The following is an 18224-nucleotide window of genomic DNA, read 5'->3' as shown; positions in this document are numbered from 1 at the left end:
GCCCCGAGACGTAGCGGCACGCGGGGCATACGTGTAGGCTGATATCCGTTACATCAGAGTTCACCGAAAATGATACCTGAGGAAATCGGCCTCGACCTTCTTCGCACCTACGTGGCCGTCTGCCGCCAAGGAAGCCTGAGCAAGGTCGCCGCACAGACCGGCCGCACCCAATCTGCGCTGAGCATGCAGATGCGCCGGCTGGAAAGCCTGCTCGATCGCCCCTTATTTCGGCGCACCGGCCGCGGCGTCGTACCAACCCCGGAGGGGGAAGTCTTCCTGGGGTACGCAACCCGCATTCTTGCTTTGAGCGACGAAGCCCTTTCACGTCTCCAGCGCGGGGCGGTCCGTGGCGGCGTACGCATTGGGCTCGCCGAGGAAGTGGCCACCGCAGCACTCCCCGCCGCGCTCGGGCGGCTTCATCGCGCGTATCCCGACATTCACCTGGACGTCGTGGTCGAACACAGCGTCGCCCTGGGACGCATTTGGGCCGAGGATGGACTCGATCTCATGATCGGCCCGACCTCCGTCGTCGTGGCCGATGCCCTCATCACGTGGAACGTCGAGCTCCAATGGACATGCGCCATCGACTACGACCTCGATCCTGAACGCCCGCTCGATCTCGCCGCCTTCGCCGCCCCCTGCCTCTGGCGCCGCCGCATGCTCGACGCCCTGACCGCCATCGGTCGAGAACACCGAGTCACCTTCACGAGCCAGAGCATCACGGCCCTGCAGGCTGCCGTCGAAAACGGCCTGGGCGTCGGATTGCTCCCACCCGACTCGCTTCGTGCGGGGGCGGTGCGCACGCTCGAAACGGAGCCCGGCGTGCCAGAGCCCCTCACGGTCCAATATGGCCTCTACGCCCAGGATCGACGAACGCCCGTGATGGACGCCGTCATCGGCGTCCTTCGCGACGAATTTCAAGCGGCCCGCTAATCAAAACGATCTCCACACCACCCGAAATGGCAAGTGCGGCGGTGTGGACTCCAGCCCGAACAAGTGCAGCAGCTGCCCCTCGACAATCCAGGCACCGCCATCGAGCAGCGCAAAGGTCGTTGGCTCGTTCAGGCCATGGGCCAGCACGGTGAGTTTCCCCGTATCGTCGCCCGGCAGCGCAACGCGCACGAGTTGATTCGCAAACCCCTCGACGAATACGAGGCTGCCATCGGCAGCGACCTTCAGCCCATCGAGTCCGTTCGGCGTGCGGTCCAAGGTCAGTGCCGTCGCCACCCCCGCGGTGCCGCCCGTCCCCACGGGAATCCGATACAGCGCATTGTTCTGCGTATGCGCGACGTAAACATTCCCATTTGCCCAAACGACACCGTTCAATCCGAACTGCCCCGGTTCGACCGCCCACCGCGGATCCGTCGCCCACTCGGTGGCCGGTCCATCGGCGAGCTTCGCTCCGGCCGCGATCCGGAAAATACGCGGCACGTACGAATCGGTTGCATACAGATTTCCCTCGTCATCCAATGCAACGTCGTTGCAAAGGCCCTTCGGCGCTGGAAAAGGATGGCGCGCAGCCACATGGCCGTCGTTCAGCGCGATCCCGACGACACCGCTCGTGAGCGGCGCGCCCATGGCCGAATCGCACACCCATAGAATGCCCCGCTCTTCATCGGCCAGCATGCCCGCGGCACTCACCACCGCGCGTTGCCCCACTTCGCCGCTGGGCACGAAGACCTCCGCCTGCCGTTTCCCCGGCCCGAGCCGCACGATGGATCCGGAAGTCAAGCTGCCCACGAACAAGGTCCCATCGCGCGTGCGTGCGATTCCCTCGGGATAGAAGTCGCTCCCAGGAAGCTCGTAACTCGTGACATCCTCGGACGCGGAACGGCAACTGGCCAGCAGGCCGCCTAGGAGAATAACGCCATAGGAGAACCAAGGCCTTCGTATTTTCTCGAACATGCCCATGTGCTTAGCGACGCGAGCGTAAGCAATCCAATTGATATACGGTATTGTACTATAATCCTGGCGAATGGACGTCCGCTCCCTCAAAACCGTGGATCTCAATCTCCTGGTCAGCGCCGACGTGCTCCTCCGTCGGGCAAACCTCGGCCACGCGGCCAAGGAGCTCGGCATCACGCAACCGGCGGCCAGCCAGCGCTTGGCACGCCTGCGCGATCTCTTCGGGGATCCGCTTCTCGTGCGGCGCGGCGGGCGCATGGTTCTCACGCCGTTCGCGGAGGACCTTCGCGCGCCCCTTCAGCGCGTTCTGGCCGAGATCAGCGTGGTCGTCCACCGCGCCCCCGAGTTCGACCCGCGCACCACGGAACGACGCTTTCAGATTGGCACGACGGATTTCGCGGCGACCCTCTTGTTCCCGCCTTTGATCGCGCGCCTGATCGAGCAGGCCCCGGGCGCGGCCATCGATGCGCGCGTGCTCGATACACCGCGCTACGACGTCGAGCTCGAACGCGGCCTCGACCTGGTCCTCGGCGTATTGCCCGAGCGCGCAGGCATTTTACGACGTCCCCTGCTCACCGACGGCTTCTCCTGCTTGGTGCGCAAAGGGCACCCGCTCGCGGGCCGCCGGCCCACGCTCCGGCGCTTTGCCGAGTTCCCCCACGTCATGATGAGCCCCGCAGGCTCGGGCCCGGGCGCGGTCGACACGGCGCTCGCCCAACACGGTCTCACGCGGCACGTCGTCCTGCGCGTTGCCACCTTTGCCATGGCGTCGCCCGTGATCGAAAGCACGTCCGCCATCATGACGCTCCCCTCGCGCCTCGCGCGGCATTACGAAAAGCGGTATCGGCTGGCGTCGTTTCCACCGCCGCTACCCCTTCACGAGATGATCGTGCACGCCGCTTGGAGCACGCGGAGCGCGGGCGATCCCGGCCTGCGCTGGCTCGTCGAGCGGCTCGAGGCGGCCGCGCTGCACATCTGACTCAGCGCACGTCGAGGCATGCCTGCAAGACCGCCCCCAGCCGCGCGGCCACACGCCCCGCCGGAGCACCGTCCAACTCGGGCGAGCCGAGTCCCACGCGCAATGTCACGAAGCCGAGCACGCACCCGGTGAGGAGCGCCGCACGCGTCGACGCATCGCGCCCGCCCAAATGCTTCGCAAGAGGAGCAATGAAGCCCGCGTGCAGCGCCTTGGACAAGATGGGTCCGGCGATGGGGCTCGCGGCCGAGTGCAGCAGAAAGCGAAACCCGTCGAAGCCATCCGTCGGCTCTGCGTCGCTCTTTCCTGTGAGGAAGTGCGCGATGCGCAGCCCCAATCCATCGAGCGGCCCGTCGAACGGCTCCTCCAAGGAAAACGCGCCCTCGGCCACGGCGGAAAACAGAGCTTCCTTCGAGCCAAAAAGCCTTATCACGATGGCCGGGTCGACCTTGGCCGACGCCGCCAACTCTCGAACGCCCAGCTGATCGAATCCCGCCTGGCAAAACATCGTCCGCGCGGCAGCGAGAAGGCGCTCCCGTGTCTCCGCTGCAGGCACGCGGCGCGCTTTTTTGTCAACACTCGTTGACAAGCTGGTCGCCCCTTCTTAGATCCATGATGTCAACACCTGTTGATTATCAGGCCGGGCGCGACGTGTCGAGCCCGAATGAAGGAGAGATCCATGCAACTTTCAGGGAAGATCGCCCTCGTCACGGGCGGTACGAGCGGCATTGGTGCGGCCGCGGTAAGGCGCCTTGCCTCCGAGGGGGCCCGCGTCATCGTGGTCGGTCGGGAAGGTCCCCGCCTTCGGCCATCGGGGGTGCCCATCGAACGCACGGAGCCCATCGCCGCCGACGTGACGGATCCCGACGCGATCGCGCGCCTCATGTCCGAGGTGAAAACGCGTCATGGTCGCTTGGATGTACTCGTGATCAATGCCGGCGTGGCCACTGCACCGCCCATCCAGGAGCTCGCTCCTGCATCGTACGAAGCGCTCATGGGCGTCAACTGCAAGGGCGCCGTCTTCACCTTCGTGCACGCACTGCCCCTCCTTGCCGAAGGCGCATCGGTCATCTTCGTCGGCTCGGTGGCCGCGCGAAAAGGGCAACCAGGCGATGCCCTCTACGCGGGCAGCAAAGGCTTTCTGCGTGCGTTCGCCCGCAACGCCGGCACCGATCCCGACTTGCTCCAACGCCGAATCCGCGTGAACGTCGTCACACCAGGCCCGATCGATACGCCCCTTTCCGCCGCCGCCACCGCCGATCCGCAAGTCCGCGCGTATGTCGAAAGACTCATTCCCATGGGCCGCTGGGGCAAGGCCGAGGAAGTGGCCGAGGCGATTTTATTTCTAGGCTCCCCAGCATCGAGCTTCACCACCGGGGCGGAGATCACCGTCGACGGCGGAATGTCTCACGCCTAATGCCCATTGCGAGCGATCCCCTTTCCAATCATTGCGCAGTGCCACATACATCCTGTGCTCCGCCGCTTTTGGCATTTCATTTTGCATGGGTTCGCTCGATATCGACCATTCGATTGGAGGCTTTCGCGTTGCGCAAGCCGATGGCACGCCGCCGGCGGTCACGATCGATGGCGATCCGCCGGGCAAAAGCGGCATCCATGTCCGCCGGTTACGATTCGCGGGGGGTGCGCACTATCGCGGCGAATTGCCACAGCACGTCTTTTTCCTTCAACTCGACACGCCCGCCCGGTTGAATTGCCAACTCGCGGGGCGCCAAATGGACCATGTCGTGCTCGCTGGATCGGCGACGATTTGCCCTGCCGGCATCGATGCCTCCGCCGAGTCGTCGCAGGGTCTCGAGGTGCTCGCGATCACCATTTCGCGTGAGCGCCTCGCCCTCGCGGCGGCCCAAGCCTATCGACCGGGAGCGAATCTCGTCGAATGCTTCTCGATATACGATGTTGCGCTGGATGGTATTGCGCAAATGCTTGCATCCGAGGCATCCTTTGGATTTGGCAATGGGCCACTTTATTGGAGCAGCGTCGCAGACGCCTTAGTCGAACATATCGTGGAGCAGCACATGACACGACCCGCCGCCGCCATTCGGGGCATGTTGACCCCTGCGGCACTCTTACGTGTAACCGAATTCATCCACGCCAACATCAATCAACCCCTCGAGGTGGAGACACTGGCCGGCGTGGCCGCCCAGAGTCGATTCCATTTCTCGCGGGTGTTCGCCCGATCGGTGGGAGTGTCACCTCATCGCTATGTCATGCAGCTTCGCCTGCAGCGCGCGCGCGATCTGCTTCGCGACGGACGAAAGACGCTTTCCGAAGTTGCATATGCAACGGGCTTCGTCGATCAAAGCCACCTTACACGCTGGTCACAAAAGATTTACGGAGTCCCGCCCGGTAGGCTGCGGCGGTAAAAATTTCACATCGCCGCGCCGGCGAAGAGCACGCACGTCCAATATCGCGCCTGCGCCTCGTCCCCAAAAGGAGGGGGAAGGCGTCGTTGCGAATGCCCATGCGGAGCTCTTTCAAATGACCAAGATCACTGCTCATTCCATTGCCGGGTTCGACATGGCGGTCTCTTTGTCCCGCCCCGGTGAGGTCGGTTATGCCACGGCCACCGATATTTGGGCGCGGCCAAGCGGGGCACCGCCGCTGGCCGTTGCCCATTGTCGAACGGCCGTCCATGTGCAGCTTTGCGTACGCGCCGCACGCGAGCACGGTTTACCTCTCTCCGTGCGCGGCGGCGGCCACGGTTGGACGGGCAATGCTCTTTGCCCCGGCGGATTGGTCATCGATTTGACCGGAATGCGCAATATGAGCCTCGAAGCGTACGGCAATGTCCTCTGCATGGGCGGAGGTACCCTCGCGCGCGACGTGTTTCGCGTGGCCGATCGCATCGGGCGCGCGGCGGTAACGGGGTCCTCGGGCGCCGTTGGCATGGCCGGATTGACGCTCGGAGGCGGCTACGGCGCGCTCATTGGCCGTCACGGCCTGGCGCTGGACAACCTGCTCTCGGCCCAAGTCGTCCTGGCCGACGGGAGCCTGGTCATGGCGGACGACGTGAGCAACCCCGAGCTCTTTTGGGCGCTGCGCGGCGGCGGCGGCAACTTCGGCGTGGTGACGCAGATGCGCCATCGGCTGCACGCTTTGGATACCGTCTATGCAGGGCCCATTCTCTATTCGATGGCCGAGTCCAGGCAGGTGCTACGGGCGTGTGCCGAGTTTCTGGACTCGGCCCCCGACGATTTGACCGTGCAGATCGGCTTGCTCGCCGGCCCCGACGGTCAGCCGGTCCTCATGATTGCACCCACATGGATCGGCCATCCGGCGGACGCCGAACGTCAGGTCGCACCGTTCACGCTTCTCGGCAAGCCGCTGGCGGTGATGCTCGCCCATCGGCCACCGGGCGCGGCCAATTCGCTCTTCGACGAGCACACCGTCAATGGCAACGACGTCATCATGGGTTCGCGCTTGTTGCCGCGCCTCGAGGCGGGAAGCATCGACGCCTTTCTTGCCGCGATGCAGGCCCGCCCCTCACCGGGCTGCGCCATCGTAACCCACGAGTTTCGCGGTGCGGCCACGCGGGTCCCCACGCACGTGACGGCCTTCGGTTTGCGCCGCGAACACGTGCTCGTGGAGATCGTTGCCACGTGGGAACGCGGCAGCGACCCCGATTCCGCGGCGGCGCTGCACCGCGCATGGGTGTCGGATCTTTCGGAGGCCTTGGCCCCGTTCGCGTTGCCCGGAGGCTATGCGAACGTGTTGGCTGAAAGCGACGATCCCGAGTACATCCGCGCAAGCTACGGACCGAACGCCAACCGCCTCGCCCACGCCAAACGGACATTCGACCCGGACAACGTCTTCGCGCGCGCGATTCCCTTGCCCACCGTTCGCTCGGGGAGCGTGTAAGATGGCGCCTTCGATACGATGCCCTGGTTGCGACGAAAGCCCCTTCGAACCGACAACGACATCCGCGTGGAAAATGCGCCGCGCGCGGTGGCACAGGATCTTTACCATGCCATGATGGCCGCCCCATGGTGGGTGGCCCTGCTCACCATCGTGGGGATGTTTCTCGCGCTGAACGCTCTTTTCGCACTTTGCTACATGGCCACGCACGGCGTGGCCAACGCGCGGGAGGGCTCGTTCGTCGACGCGTTCTTCTTCAGTGTCCAGACCATGGGCACCATCGGCTACGGTGCCATGTATCCCGTATCGGCCATCGCGAATGTCCTCGTGGTGGCGGAGGCGGTGGTCAGTCTCGTCGTGACGGCCATGGCCACGGGCATCGTCTTCGCGAAGTTCTCGCAATCGCAATCGCGCATCTTCTTCTCGAACGAGGTGGCCATTGCGCCGATGAATGGCATACCCACGTTGATGTTTCGCGCCGGCAATGCGCGCAACAACCAGATTGTCGAGGCCACGTTGCGCGTCGTCTTGGTACGCACGGAGCGTACGAGCGAGGGCGTGACCTTCTACCGCATGTACGATCTTCCGCTGGTCCGCGAGCGAACGCCGGCGCTCTACCGTTCGTGGACGGCCATGCACTCCATCGTTCCCGGCAGCATGCTTTACGGCGAGACGCCGGCATCGCTCAAGGCCTCCGAGACCGAGTTGATGGTGACGCTCATTGGGACCGACGATACCTCCCTACAATCGGTGCACGCGCGCCATCGCTACACCGACGACCGAATCGTGTGGGGAGCCCGCCACGCCGACGTACTTCGCGAGGAAGCGTCGGGAGAGCTCGTACTCGATTTGAGCAAGTTCCACACATTGCTCCCCACGGAACCGACCGAGGAATTTCCGTATCCGATACGCACGACGTAGTCGTTCGGCGGAGCACAATTCAAATACGTTGACGCAACGCAGTAACGCGTCGAAATCATTTTGGCGTCGGTCGAGCTTGATCCGGCTTATGACACCGGTTACCTTAACGCCGTCCGATAGAAAACTTGCGCGGAGATCCGCGCAATGAACGATGGGCCGCACAATCGCTTCGAGCGCGAAGAAGCGCGAAGAAGCGCAAGTGAGCGCGTTCGTCCTATCGCATTGTGACACACCACGCGGAGGGACTCTCATGCTCCATGATTCCAATCACCGCAGCGCCATGAACGGTCGTCTATTCCTGTGGTTTGCCTTCGCCGCGCCGATGTTGACGGCGTGCACCGCCGACACGTCTTCCTGGGACGACGACTCGATGGGATCATCCCCCACAGCGCTCGATCTGGCAGAGAATGCGGCGGCGGCACCCTGTTCGGACTCCGCAAAGCGCGTGGTTCGCGTCTCGACGGCTGCGCAGCTCAAACAAGCGCTCACCGATGCCAAGGCGGGCGATCGCATCGAACTCGCCGATGGCACGTACGCTGGCCGGTTCGCGGCCACTGCGTCGGGAACGGCGAGTGCGCCCATTCGGCTCTGCGGCTCGGCCAATGCCATCTTGAATGGTGGAAGTTCGGGAAGCGGCTACGGCTTCTCGCTCAAGGGAAGCTATTGGGTCCTCTCGGGCTTCAGCGTCACCCAGAGTCAAAAGGGCATCATGCTCGATTCGGCCAATCACAATCTGTTGACCAATCTCGAAGTGTACGACACCGGCATGGAGGCCATCCATTTCCGGACGCATAGCAGCGACAACATTCTTCGCGATTCCCGAATCCGCGATACCGGAAAGGCGAACGCGGGCTTCGGGGAAGGCGTCTACATCGGCAGCGCGAAGTCGAACTGGGGCTCGCAGACCGGCGGCAAGCCGGACAAGAGCGACAGGAACCAAGTGCTCAACAACCGCATCGGCCCCGGCGTGACCGCCGAAAGCATCGATATCAAGGAGGGCACCACCGGCGGCCGCATCGAGGGCAACACCTTCGACGGAAACGGCATGTCCGGCGACAACTACGCCGACTCGTGGATCGACGTCAAAGGCAACGGCTATTTGCTGAAGAACAACACGGGGAAGACCGCGCTGCTCGACGGGTTCCAACTTCACCAGGCGGTAGAAGGTTGGGGAAATGACAACACGTTCGAAGGCAACAAAATCAGCGGCGTCCCCAATTATGGCATTTTCGCGGTAGCCGCCGTGACCGGCACCGTCGTGCGTTGCGACAACACGATCAGTGGGGGCAAAGGCCTCTCGAACCTCACGTGCACGAAGTAATGCGCGGCTACCCGCGCAGCACTGCGAGCAGCTCGCTCTGGCGCGCACGGTAGGCGGCGACGTTTTTCAGCTTGATCGCTTCGTAGCCGCGAACCATGTCGGGAAGCGCGGCCAGCTCAGCGATCGTGTCGGCGTCGCCTTTCGTCGCGAGGGCGTCGAGCACGGCGGCCTGGTATTCGCCAATGAGTGTGCGTTCGACGCGGCGAACCTGTGCATGGCCGAAGACATCGAACCAGCTGCCGCGCAGAATGCGCATGGCGCGCATGATTCGAAACACCGGGCGAAACCAGCGCCCAAGGGAGAGCTTTCGCTTCAACCCGAGGGCGCGAAGTATCGGCGGGTGAAGCTGGTACGAATATTTCGCACCGGCGCCATATTGCGCCTCGACGTCCAGCATCAAGGACAGGCGCGCAACTTCGTATTCATCTTTGTACGCCATGAGTTTGTACAAGTAGCGGGCGACGGCGTGGGTCACCTTCTCCAAGCCGTACGCCCGCACCCGTTCGACGAAGTCGCGGTACATTCGCGCGTAACTCGGACTCTGGTATTCGGCCAGATCCGCAGCGCGATGCTCGATGAGCTGGGTCAAATCCGCAACCGGCTCGCGCGCTTCTTCTTCGTTGGGTTGGCAAAAGGCGCGGCGGCCATACCGAAATGCCTGCACGTTGCGCTCGACGGACGCGCCATTCAGGTGAATGGCCCGTTCGATGGCGCTGTCGGGCAGGCCAATCGCGCCGCTTTGATAGGCGGCCCCGAGTTGCAGCATGTTCGCACATTGATCGTCGCCGAACAGCTCTTCGGCCAATGCGCGTGCATCCAGGTAGAACGACGTTCGCGCCGCCGAGGAGATGACCGAGCGAAGGTCGCCTTGCTTCGGATACGAAAGATGCGTATCGGTGACCATTGCACCCGTCGGCACCTCCGACGTCGAGACGATGGCCATCGTTCGCGACCGATCCGCCGCGACCAAATACAGCGGATCGGCGCCCACCAAGGCATCGCATGCGAGGTACAAATCTGCCTCGCCCGCGGAGAGCTTCGCCGCTTGCTCGATCGGTTCGGACGTGACTTTGACGTCGGAAACGACAGCGCCTCCCTTTTGTGCAAGGCCAATTTGATCCAGCGTGCGCACGTGTTTGCCGGCAAGGGCTGCCGCGGTGCCCAAGATTTGCGAGATGGTCACGACCCCGGTGCCGCCGATGCCGGCGATCCGCACGGAGAAATCGCGATGGCCGTGGTCGACGGCGGGCAGCGCGCTCGACTCCAGCTTGGGCGGCTCGCGGCGCGCGCGTTGGCCGGGAATGACGGTGAGAAACGACGGACAATCGCCGCCGACGCACGAGTAATCGACATTGCACGACGATTGATGGATGCGCGTCTTGCGCCCGAATTCGGTCTCCACCGGCAACACGGAGAGGCAATTCGACTTCACGCCGCAATCGCCACACCCCTCGCAGACGCGCTCGTTGATCACCACCCGGGCCGCAGGCGTCCCTTTCACGCCGCGGCGTCGCTTGCGGCGCTTTTCCGCAGCGCACTCTTGATCGTGAATGAGCACCGTCACACCTGGAATGGCCGCGAGCTCCTCTTGCGCGCGCACCAGCTCGTCGCGGTGCCGCACGTCGACGCCGGCGGGCAGGGAGAGGGCACGCACGCGCTCGGGGTCGTCGCTGGTGATGATGACCTTCTTCACCCCTTCGACCAGGAACAATTCCGCAATGCGCTCGACCGGCAGCGCGCCCACCGCACTCTGTCCGCCCGTCATGGCGACGGCCGAATTGTGCAACAGCTTGTAGGTAATGTTCGTCCCCGCGGCGATGGACGCGCGTACGGCCAAGCTGCCCGAGTGGGCGAAGGTACCATCGCCGATGTTTTGCACCAGGTGCGGCGTATCCACGAAGGGCGACATCCCGATCCACTGCGCCCCCTCGCCTCCCATCTGCGTAATTCCGATGACGTTGCCCACCTGCGCCGGATTCATGAACAAGCCCATCGTGTGGCAGCCGATTCCTCCCCCGACCAGCGCGCCCTCCGGCACCTTGGTCGACGTATTGTGCGGACACCCCGAGCAGAAATACGGAGTTCGCTTCAACAGCGGAACCAGCGGAACGGCGACCCGCTCCGGGCGCCTTCGCTGCTCCCACGCGCGCACCGAGTCGATCTCGGTGCGCGCCAATAGCCGTTGCGCCAGAACGGCCGCAATGGCATCGGGCTCGAGCTCGCCGTACTCGGGAAACACGCCTTTGCCATGAATCTCCGGAGCATCGACCCGGCCATAGAGAATGCTTTTGATGGCTGCCTCGATGAAGCTCCGCTTTTCCTCCACCACGATGACTTCCTGGAGCCCCGACGCAAACGAACGAACGACCTCGGGATCGACCGGATAAATCACACCGAGCTTGAGAATTCGTATGCCAAATCGCCGCAGGGCTTCCGAGTCGAGTCCGAGCGACTGCAACGCTTGCCGCACGTCCAAATACGATTTACCGGACGCGACGATCCCAATGCGATCCTCGGACGTGCCCATGATTCGATTGATGCCGCTCGCCCGCACGTACTCCAGCGCGCGCGGAAGCCGCACGGTGTACAAACTGCGCTCCAGCGCGATCTGAGGGCCGAGCAGGCGAGCATTGGGCTCGTGCAAGGCATGGGGCCATTCGGGCGGCGCCCACGTCGACGGGAGCCTCACGGTCCCGGCCGCGTCGGCCACGTTGGCGACGATCTTCATTGCAGCCCACGCGCCGCTCACCCGCGAGAGCTGCACCGCATGCAGACCGAACTCCAGCAAATCTTGGGAATCGGCCGGGTAAAACACGGGCATCGCCAGATCGGCGAGCGCCTGCTCGGAACTGGTGGGCACGGTCGACGATTTCGCATTGGGGTCGTCGCCCACGAAGGCCACGGCCCCGCCACGTGGATCGGTGCCGATGATGTTCGCATGCCGAAGGGCGTCCGTGGCGCGGTCCAAACCGGGGGCCTTGCCATACCAAATGCCCACCACGCCGGCGGGCCGGCGCGCCAATTGGCTGCCCATGACCGACGTTGCGGCCAGCTCCTCGTTGAGCCCCGGGCGGTGCACGAGCCCAAAAGGAGCCAACAGTTTCGCCCGACGAGCGAGCTCGAGATCGAAACCGCCCAGCGGCGAGCCCTCGTACCCGGAGACGAAGGCCGCGCTCGCGCGACCTTGCCGTCGATCGTACCGCGCTTGATCGAGCAACACCCGCACGAGCGCCTGAATACCGGTTAAGTATACCGTCCCCTCGGTACGGAGATAGCGATCGTCCAGCGAGAACTCGTCCATTCGCGAAGACGATGGGGAATTCGCGCTCCACGCACAAGGGGACATTGCAAGGCCGAGCCCCCTTGCCGCTGCTTACCTGCCGCGGCCGAACCATTGCCGCAACGCCGAGAATTTTCACGAGCGGCCCTATTTGGCCGCGCTGTTCTCGGGCTTTTCTCCCGGCTCGGACCGGAAGATCGTGACGGCAAAATGGCCATGGCCCGAGGTGATCTTGGCCTGCAAGCGATACGAGCCGGATACCCTCGGACAATACTCGAGCGAGACCCGCGACGACGTTTTCTCATGACGATGCGAGGCGCGGCGGTTGTCCGGATCCCGCAGATAGAGGGAAATGCCCTTCACCGTTTCGTCCCCCGCCCCGTTGAACCAGTAGCAGTAGCGACCGTCGAGCTCTACGGTCCAATCTTCGTGATCGTCTTCGCGGAGGGCAAGACCGCGGAGCACGTCGCCGATCCGCTGCCCGTGTTGCTCGGACGACATGACCTTTCCCTCGTCGTTGGCCTGCGTTTCGAGCCAATCAGGCGGGGCATCCGTCTTGGGCTCCTCCGCAGGCCGACAACCGAGCACACCAAGCAAACCAAGCGAAATCACGAACACGTGTGAGAAGAAAGAGCGACGCGGCATGTCCCCCTCATAATACGAAGCCGCGCCGCCCTGCCACTTGCCTAAGGGAACCGGCTCATTCGAGACTGTTCCAGAAGTCGCATTGGTGTTCGGCGCCGAAATCGACGGCGTGAATTCCCCCGTCCCCGGTGCCCAGCGATTGCACGTAGGGCACTGCGTTCGTGCCGCGGAAACGCGTCCAGGCGGGCAGCTCGGACGCAGTTGGATTGCCGGTCTTCGCAAAGCGCGTCCAATAGCGCACCATCGACGCGGAGAGCGCTTTCTGCACCTCCGTGAAGTTGGGATTGAACGGCGGTATATCGAATAGATAAAGCAGCTCGGACGTGTGCATGGCCCCCGGCGGCATACCCGGCGGAACGGGGAGAACCGCCGGAGCGTTGCGGTCCGCGAACTCGAAGGCATAAACGGGCGTCTTGGCCGCGAGGAAGCGCTCGCCCCGCAATGTCGGGCAAGCGATCACGCGATCGGTGATGACCGCCGCCCATGCCAGCGCCGGAGAATCGTAGCCGCTGAGCGGATACTGCGCTTCGACGCGATCGGCATTTTCGCCGTACGAGGTCCTCAGCAATTCGCGATAGCGCTCGGCGGTAATGGGATTGCGGGCGTGGTAGGCGAGCACGAACGCGCGGCCTTCGTCGAGATTCGACCCCACGAGCACGGGGACGCGATGAAAGCGCCCTTCGGCGAGCGCCTTCGCGGGGTGCTGCGGCAAAATGCGCGAGCCGTACGACAGATATCCGAATGCGGGCGGCCCCTGCACCGCGGGGGATGCGAGCAAGTCCGCCGCCGAGATATTGCGCATGCATGCGATCGCCGTTTTCGGATCGGAGCAGCCCACACCTTGGGCCGCGACCACGCCGCGCGCGCGTGCCTCCTCGGGCGACAGCCATCCCGTCCCTGCGGGGCTGTCCGGATCGAGTCCTTGATCGGGCCAATCCGTCGTGCAGATCCCGCTTTGAATCCCCGCGCGGTGAAAGAGCCCCGCCGAGGATGGCGAAGTCATATGCGCACACACGCTCAACCCGCCGGCCGATTCGCCGAAGAAGGTCACGTTGTTCGGATCGCCGCCAAAGGCCCGCGCATTGCGCTGCACCCAGCGGAGCGCCGCCTGCTGATCCAGCAAACTGAAATCCGTGTCGGAAAGGCCCGGGTGCGCGAGCAGGCCGAAAATTCCGAGGCGGTAATTGACTGTCACGACCACGGCATCCCCCGCTTGGGCGAGGCGATGCGGATCGTACCGGTGCGCGAAGCCACTGGTGAACGCGCCACCATGCAGCCACACCATGACGGGTTTGAGCCCGCTCGATGCCGTTCCGCGCGACGTCGTCACATTGAGGTAGAGGCAGTCCTCGGCGCCGGAGACCGGCTTGGCCCCACCGCCTTGGACGCACGCGTTCGGTGGCTTGGTGGCATCGCGTGGCTCCGACCACGCGGCAACGGGACCGGGCTCGAGCCACCGACGTTCCCCCACCGGCGGCGCGGCGTACGGGATCGCCTGGAAGCTGCGGTACCCCTCGAACAGGGCGCCCTTCACCGGCCCCGATTCGGTCATGACGACGGACTCGTCCTGCTCACCGAGTGACGAAACGCGCCACGGCGCCTCGCTTGGTGCGGATTCGGCAGAGCATCCCCCCAGGAATAATCCGCCCAATGTGGCGGCAAACCATCTGGATCGCTCGTTCATTGAGACTTGTACGAAAGCGGACCCACGAATTCTTACGGGCTCAGGCAGATTTTCTCGGGAACCCTTTTTGCTGCCCACCGCGCGGTCTAGGATTCCACTTCCGGCGGTTCGCCGGATTGCGCTGGAGGCTTTTCATGAATCGAGCACTCTTGGGTTCGTCGCTGCTCGTTGCGTGTCTGTCCATCGCATGCGGCGGCTCGAACCAACCTGCCGCCACCGCCACGACCGCCACGAGCACCGGGGACGGTGAGGCCCAGGCCGAGCGCGGGGCCAAGCTCTATGCGGAGCACTGCGCCCGTTGCCACGGTGCAAGCGGTGAGGGTGGCCGCAAAGCTCCGCCGGTCGTCGGAAAAGAAGCACTTCCTCTGGATCCGCGTCCGGAGCAGAAATACCGAAAAAACCAGTTCCACACGGCACTCGACGTGGCGCAGTTCGTCGTGAAGACCATGCCGCCGGACAAGCCCGGATCGGTCTCCGAAACCGAGTACTGGGACATCCTGGCCTTCGACCTCAAGGCCAACGGCGTCCCCGTCGCCGGCAAACGCATCGACGCCGAGAGCGCTGCCGGCATCGTGCTTCACTGAACGGGCCTGCGGCAAAGAAATAGAAAAACGCTCGGCTTCCCACGCTTCGATTTCGAGCGTCGGTGCCGAGCGTTCTTATTTTGCGTCGAACGTCAGATCTTGTCGGCCGCGATGAGCAGGTAATGGAAGCTGCCTTCGCGGTATGCCGTGAGGAAGGGATCTTCCACGCCGGTGGCGACGGACGACTTGGCGCGGAGCTCCCAATAGGGAATGGTCGCGGCGGTGAGATCGACCACGTTGATCGGCACCAGGTTGTTGGCCGCCAGCGCGCGGAAGTACTCGCTGCGCGCGTGCACGTTGCACGTGTAGCGCTCGTCGATCTGAATGACGGCCTTGGAGCGGCCGCCCGTCAGATCGTTGTAGCAGCCGGTGATGCAGACGTAGCGGCCACCGAACTTGAGCAGCCGCGAGAACTCCTTGAAGGCCTCGAACAGGTCCACGTACATCGTGGTTTCGTTGGTCCAGATGCCGCGCATCGAGGCCGTCTCGAAGCCCGTATCGAGCATGTTACGGAAGTGAAACTTCACCTTGTCGGAGACGCGGCGCTGCCCGGCTTGATTGTTGGCGAATTCCACCTGGGCGGTGGAAATCGTCACGCCGTCGACCTGGCAACCGAATCGCTGGTTCGCCATGAAGCTGGTGCCACCACGCCCCGAGCCGGCGTCCAGCAGACGATCTTCCGGCGAGATGTCGCCGAGGTGATCGATGAGGTAGTCACCCTGGGCGGACTCGAGCCGATGCAACTCGGCGATGATCCGCTCGTCACGCGTCTTCTCCGGGCCCTCCCACACGGAGGGGTCGACATCGCCGATGCCATAGTGGTGGTGGTAGAGGCCATCGACGTCGCCAAGCCGCAGGTTGACCGGGTCCCGCTCGGCGTTCCAATACGCCGCGATGGACTTTTGGTAAGGAGTTCGCAGAACGGGACGGTTGTCGGTGGTTATTGCTGTCATCGTGGCTGGCTGTCCTTTCCCCTACGGGCAACTTCAGTGCGCGTATCCGGTTATGCCGTTGTGTCGGCCTGCTGTGAGGTTTCCTGGGAGCGCTTCGCGTCGTTCGAGTGATAGCGAAGGGTGGTGGCGTGCCATTGACGGCTACCGCCACACCACGCCCAGAGATCGGTGAAGAAGCGCCGGAGCGACGGCGAACCTGCCGCACTGAGAACCGCTGCCTCGGCAACGAATGTCTGCATCAGCTCGTTGTGGATCTCCACGGTGCGCGCGATCGCTTCCCGGTGGGTGCATTTCTCCTCGGCGATGATCGCCTCGGGCAAGCTGATGTCGTCGTCCGACTCCTTGGACGCCGAGTACAGGTCGTTGAGCAACACCGCGGCGAGGCCAATCATGAGCACCGCGCGACGCACGCTGGGGTTGTAGAACTCCTGCGGCGAGAGCTCGTAGCCGGCAATCGGGTCGACCAAGATCATCGGAGGCAGGTAGCTGTTGTGCTGCCGGTGCACGAGGTAGTGCCAAACGGCGGGCTGCTCTTTGGTGAGCCGCCAGGACGCGTTCTGATCCAGCGTCGTGAACAAAATGGCCATTTGGTGCTGAAAGCGGGCCATTTGTGCGGTGGTCGTGTACTTGGCAAGGTGCTCCATGCCGGAGCGGAAAGCCCGCGCGATGGCATCTTCCTCGAGGTGCTTGTCGACGTGCCCCGCATACCGGGTGGGAAGTGCGACGGGATCCACGATGCCGTAGAGAAGACCGTAGCGGGCAGCGGCCGTGGCCGGGTTGGCACCGAACTTCTCCTCGTCGAGGTAGTAGTCGTCGGATGCCCACTCGGCGATGACCACCTTTGCGGCCGCGAGCAACCGATCCGGATCGTTGGTGGCTGGATGCGTGAGCATCATCAGGCGGCCAAAGTCACACTTTCGCAAATGGTCGAGCTGACCAGGGTAAATACCCATTTCGCCCGCCCAGGCGACCAGCTGGTCGTTCACCAGCTGGCCCAACGCGGGATCGTCACGCACGGGCCCGGGACAGAAAAGCTCGGGACTCTCCGGCTGATGGGGACTCACCCACGCCGCCGACGATCCTAATTGGGATACGCGTTCGAGCAGCGCCTGGTCGACGATGACCGATTCGCCGTGCTCCACGTTCTGCCCGGGGCTGGGTCGCGGGCCACTTTGAATGGCGCCGATCAGTCGAGCCGCGGAGGTACCCAGGCCCCTCGGCCCCGTCATGGACGACGGCTCGCCGCGCGGGCTCGGCACGCTTTCTCCGTGCCGCGTGCCGATCGGCCGAGCTGCGGAGGTTCCCAGCCCTTTCGGACCCGAAATGGCCGGCGATCGCAGTGGTGCAGCGGGCGTTACCGGACTATGGCCGGGGAACAAATCGGGAAGCGCAACCGATGGAGCTCCACGCATATCCGTGACCAACGACGACGCGAACTTCCCCGCATCGTGCGTCGCGGTAGGCACAAGCATAGTTGCCAATCGGGACATGTTCGATGACACCTTTCTGGCAGTCGCGAATCGACATCGACGGTGGAGGGCACGGCGGCACGACGAAACCGTGTAACGAATTCGAAATACGCCCTATATTTCACTGGACGTGGTGCTCGAAAAGCGCAGGTGTCGTCACTGACCCTGGCTCAACGCGGCATACACGCCTCCCGGCCCCCCAAGTATTCACGGCGAACATCGTTCTCGTGAGAATCGTGAACGATCGCGAAAGGATTCGCGAGGCACGGTAGTTCGATAATCCAGCCGGCGCAAGTGATTCCGAATCACTTCCCAACTGAGCACGTACGCTGCACATCGTTGCGACGAATCACGAACGTGTGACTGAGCCGACCACCGCTCGCCCCGACAACCTGGCCCGACAACCTGGAAGCGTATCGGGCCATGGCCACCATCGACCATCCGCGTGAGTCAATTTGACCTCACGGGACACCGAGGTCGCCCGCGACCCCCCTCGTGCGTTCGCGTCTGCATGGCAGCACGTCGTTGCGTCCCGACGACCAGGACACGGACCTCGACATCGTGCGATATGCCAATTCGTTCGGAGAACGATATTTGGAAATACGCGGAA

At 63.8% G+C, this 18224-nt stretch carries 15 protein-coding genes; 8 read left to right on the top strand and 7 right to left on the bottom strand.

Features of this window, described 5'->3' with window-relative positions:
• Positions 1 to 69: 69 nt before the first annotated feature.
• Positions 70 to 933, top strand: coding sequence for a LysR substrate-binding domain-containing protein (locus LZC95_03090; protein ID WXA95825.1), 864 nt, complete (start codon positions 70 to 72; stop codon positions 931 to 933).
• Here LZC95_03090 and LZC95_03085 read toward each other — a convergent pair whose 3' ends face one another.
• The gene (locus LZC95_03085; GenBank protein ID WXA95824.1) at positions 934 to 1905 is read right to left on the bottom strand and encodes a hypothetical protein; all 972 of its coding nucleotides are present in this window, start codon (positions 1903 to 1905) and stop codon (positions 934 to 936) included.
• A 70-nt stretch (positions 1906 to 1975) separates the two neighbouring features.
• Between LZC95_03085 and LZC95_03080 the strand changes: the two genes are divergently transcribed.
• A complete protein-coding gene (locus LZC95_03080; GenBank protein ID WXA95823.1) occupies positions 1976 to 2884 on the top strand; it encodes a LysR family transcriptional regulator in 909 nt (302 codons plus the stop codon).
• Between the two features lies 1 nt (position 2885).
• Here the strand turns inward: LZC95_03080 and LZC95_03075 are convergent, their stop codons facing one another.
• Positions 2886 to 3470 (bottom strand): TetR family transcriptional regulator, encoded by a 585-nt coding sequence (locus LZC95_03075; GenBank protein ID WXA95822.1) that lies wholly within the window; start codon positions 3468 to 3470, stop codon positions 2886 to 2888.
• A 90-nt stretch (positions 3471 to 3560) separates the two neighbouring features.
• Between LZC95_03075 and LZC95_03070 the strand changes: the two genes are divergently transcribed.
• From LZC95_03070 to LZC95_03050, 5 genes are all read left to right on the top strand, one after another.
• Entirely contained in the window at positions 3561 to 4298 is a 738-nt protein-coding gene (locus LZC95_03070; protein WXA95821.1) for an SDR family oxidoreductase, read from the top strand.
• 85 nt (positions 4299 to 4383) lie between these two features.
• Positions 4384 to 5265 (top strand): AraC family transcriptional regulator, encoded by an 882-nt coding sequence (locus LZC95_03065; GenBank protein ID WXA95820.1) that lies wholly within the window; start codon positions 4384 to 4386, stop codon positions 5263 to 5265.
• A 115-nt stretch (positions 5266 to 5380) separates the two neighbouring features.
• Positions 5381 to 6760, top strand: coding sequence for an FAD-binding oxidoreductase (locus LZC95_03060; protein WXA95819.1), 1380 nt, complete (start codon positions 5381 to 5383; stop codon positions 6758 to 6760).
• 18 nt (positions 6761 to 6778) lie between these two features.
• A complete protein-coding gene (locus tag LZC95_03055; GenBank protein WXA95818.1) occupies positions 6779 to 7678 on the top strand; it encodes an ion channel in 900 nt (299 codons plus the stop codon).
• Positions 7679 to 7928: 250 nt separating this feature from the next.
• Positions 7929 to 8999 carry a right-handed parallel beta-helix repeat-containing protein gene (locus LZC95_03050; GenBank protein WXA95817.1) on the top strand — a complete coding sequence of 357 codons (1071 nt, stop codon included), beginning with the start codon at positions 7929 to 7931 and terminating at the stop codon, positions 8997 to 8999.
• Between the two features lie 7 nt (positions 9000 to 9006).
• Here the strand turns inward: LZC95_03050 and LZC95_03045 are convergent, their stop codons facing one another.
• The 3 genes from LZC95_03045 to LZC95_03035 form a co-directional block, all read right to left on the bottom strand.
• Positions 9007 to 12300 (bottom strand): indolepyruvate ferredoxin oxidoreductase family protein, encoded by a 3294-nt coding sequence (locus LZC95_03045; protein WXA95816.1) that lies wholly within the window; start codon positions 12298 to 12300, stop codon positions 9007 to 9009.
• 126 nt (positions 12301 to 12426) lie between these two features.
• Positions 12427 to 12924 carry a hypothetical protein gene (locus tag LZC95_03040; protein ID WXA95815.1) on the bottom strand — a complete coding sequence of 166 codons (498 nt, stop codon included), beginning with the start codon at positions 12922 to 12924 and terminating at the stop codon, positions 12427 to 12429.
• 55 nt (positions 12925 to 12979) lie between these two features.
• Positions 12980 to 14476, bottom strand: coding sequence for a carboxylesterase family protein (locus tag LZC95_03035; GenBank protein ID WXA95814.1), 1497 nt, complete (start codon positions 14474 to 14476; stop codon positions 12980 to 12982).
• A gap of 266 nt (positions 14477 to 14742) precedes the next feature.
• Here LZC95_03035 and LZC95_03030 point away from each other — a divergent pair, with 266 nt between their 5' ends.
• A complete protein-coding gene (locus LZC95_03030; GenBank protein WXA95813.1) occupies positions 14743 to 15192 on the top strand; it encodes a cytochrome c in 450 nt (149 codons plus the stop codon).
• Positions 15193 to 15284: 92 nt separating this feature from the next.
• On the opposite strand, the gene LZC95_03025 is transcribed toward LZC95_03030, so the two are convergent.
• Together LZC95_03025 and LZC95_03020 are read right to left on the bottom strand one after the other, a co-directional pair.
• Positions 15285 to 16145, bottom strand: a complete 861-nt coding sequence (locus LZC95_03025; protein ID WXA95812.1) for a methyltransferase domain-containing protein — start codon at positions 16143 to 16145, stop codon at positions 15285 to 15287.
• Between the two features lie 50 nt (positions 16146 to 16195).
• Entirely contained in the window at positions 16196 to 17404 is a 1209-nt protein-coding gene (locus tag LZC95_03020; GenBank protein WXA95811.1) for a hypothetical protein, read from the bottom strand.
• Positions 17405 to 18224: the final 820 nt, after the last annotated feature.

Source organism: Sorangiineae bacterium MSr12523, assembly GCA_037157775.1.
GTDB lineage: Bacteria > Myxococcota_A > Polyangia > Polyangiales > Polyangiaceae > Pendulispora > Pendulispora brunnea.
Note: the sequence above shows the minus strand (reverse complement) of the source record. Positions and strands in the feature narration are given on the sequence as shown.

Excerpts from the sequence above, each read along its gene's own strand:
- LZC95_03090 (WXA95825.1), top strand. The coding sequence starts at position 70 with ATGATACCTGAGGAAATCGGCCTCGACCTTCTTCGCACCTACGTGGCC.
- LZC95_03085 (WXA95824.1), bottom strand. The coding sequence starts at position 1,905 with ATGTTCGAGAAAATACGAAGGCCTTGGTTCTCCTATGGCGTTATTCTC.
- LZC95_03080 (WXA95823.1), top strand. The coding sequence starts at position 1,976 with ATGGACGTCCGCTCCCTCAAAACCGTGGATCTCAATCTCCTGGTCAGC.
- LZC95_03070 (WXA95821.1), top strand. The coding sequence starts at position 3,561 with ATGCAACTTTCAGGGAAGATCGCCCTCGTCACGGGCGGTACGAGCGGC.
- LZC95_03065 (WXA95820.1), top strand. The coding sequence starts at position 4,384 with ATGGGTTCGCTCGATATCGACCATTCGATTGGAGGCTTTCGCGTTGCG.
- LZC95_03060 (WXA95819.1), top strand. The coding sequence starts at position 5,381 with ATGACCAAGATCACTGCTCATTCCATTGCCGGGTTCGACATGGCGGTC.
- LZC95_03055 (WXA95818.1), top strand. The coding sequence starts at position 6,779 with ATGCCCTGGTTGCGACGAAAGCCCCTTCGAACCGACAACGACATCCGC.
- LZC95_03050 (WXA95817.1), top strand. The coding sequence starts at position 7,929 with ATGCTCCATGATTCCAATCACCGCAGCGCCATGAACGGTCGTCTATTC.
- LZC95_03045 (WXA95816.1), bottom strand. The coding sequence starts at position 12,300 with ATGGACGAGTTCTCGCTGGACGATCGCTATCTCCGTACCGAGGGGACG.
- LZC95_03040 (WXA95815.1), bottom strand. The coding sequence starts at position 12,924 with ATGCCGCGTCGCTCTTTCTTCTCACACGTGTTCGTGATTTCGCTTGGT.
- LZC95_03035 (WXA95814.1), bottom strand. The coding sequence starts at position 14,476 with ATGACCGAATCGGGGCCGGTGAAGGGCGCCCTGTTCGAGGGGTACCGC.
- LZC95_03030 (WXA95813.1), top strand. The coding sequence starts at position 14,743 with ATGAATCGAGCACTCTTGGGTTCGTCGCTGCTCGTTGCGTGTCTGTCC.
- LZC95_03025 (WXA95812.1), bottom strand. The coding sequence starts at position 16,145 with ATGACAGCAATAACCACCGACAACCGTCCCGTTCTGCGAACTCCTTAC.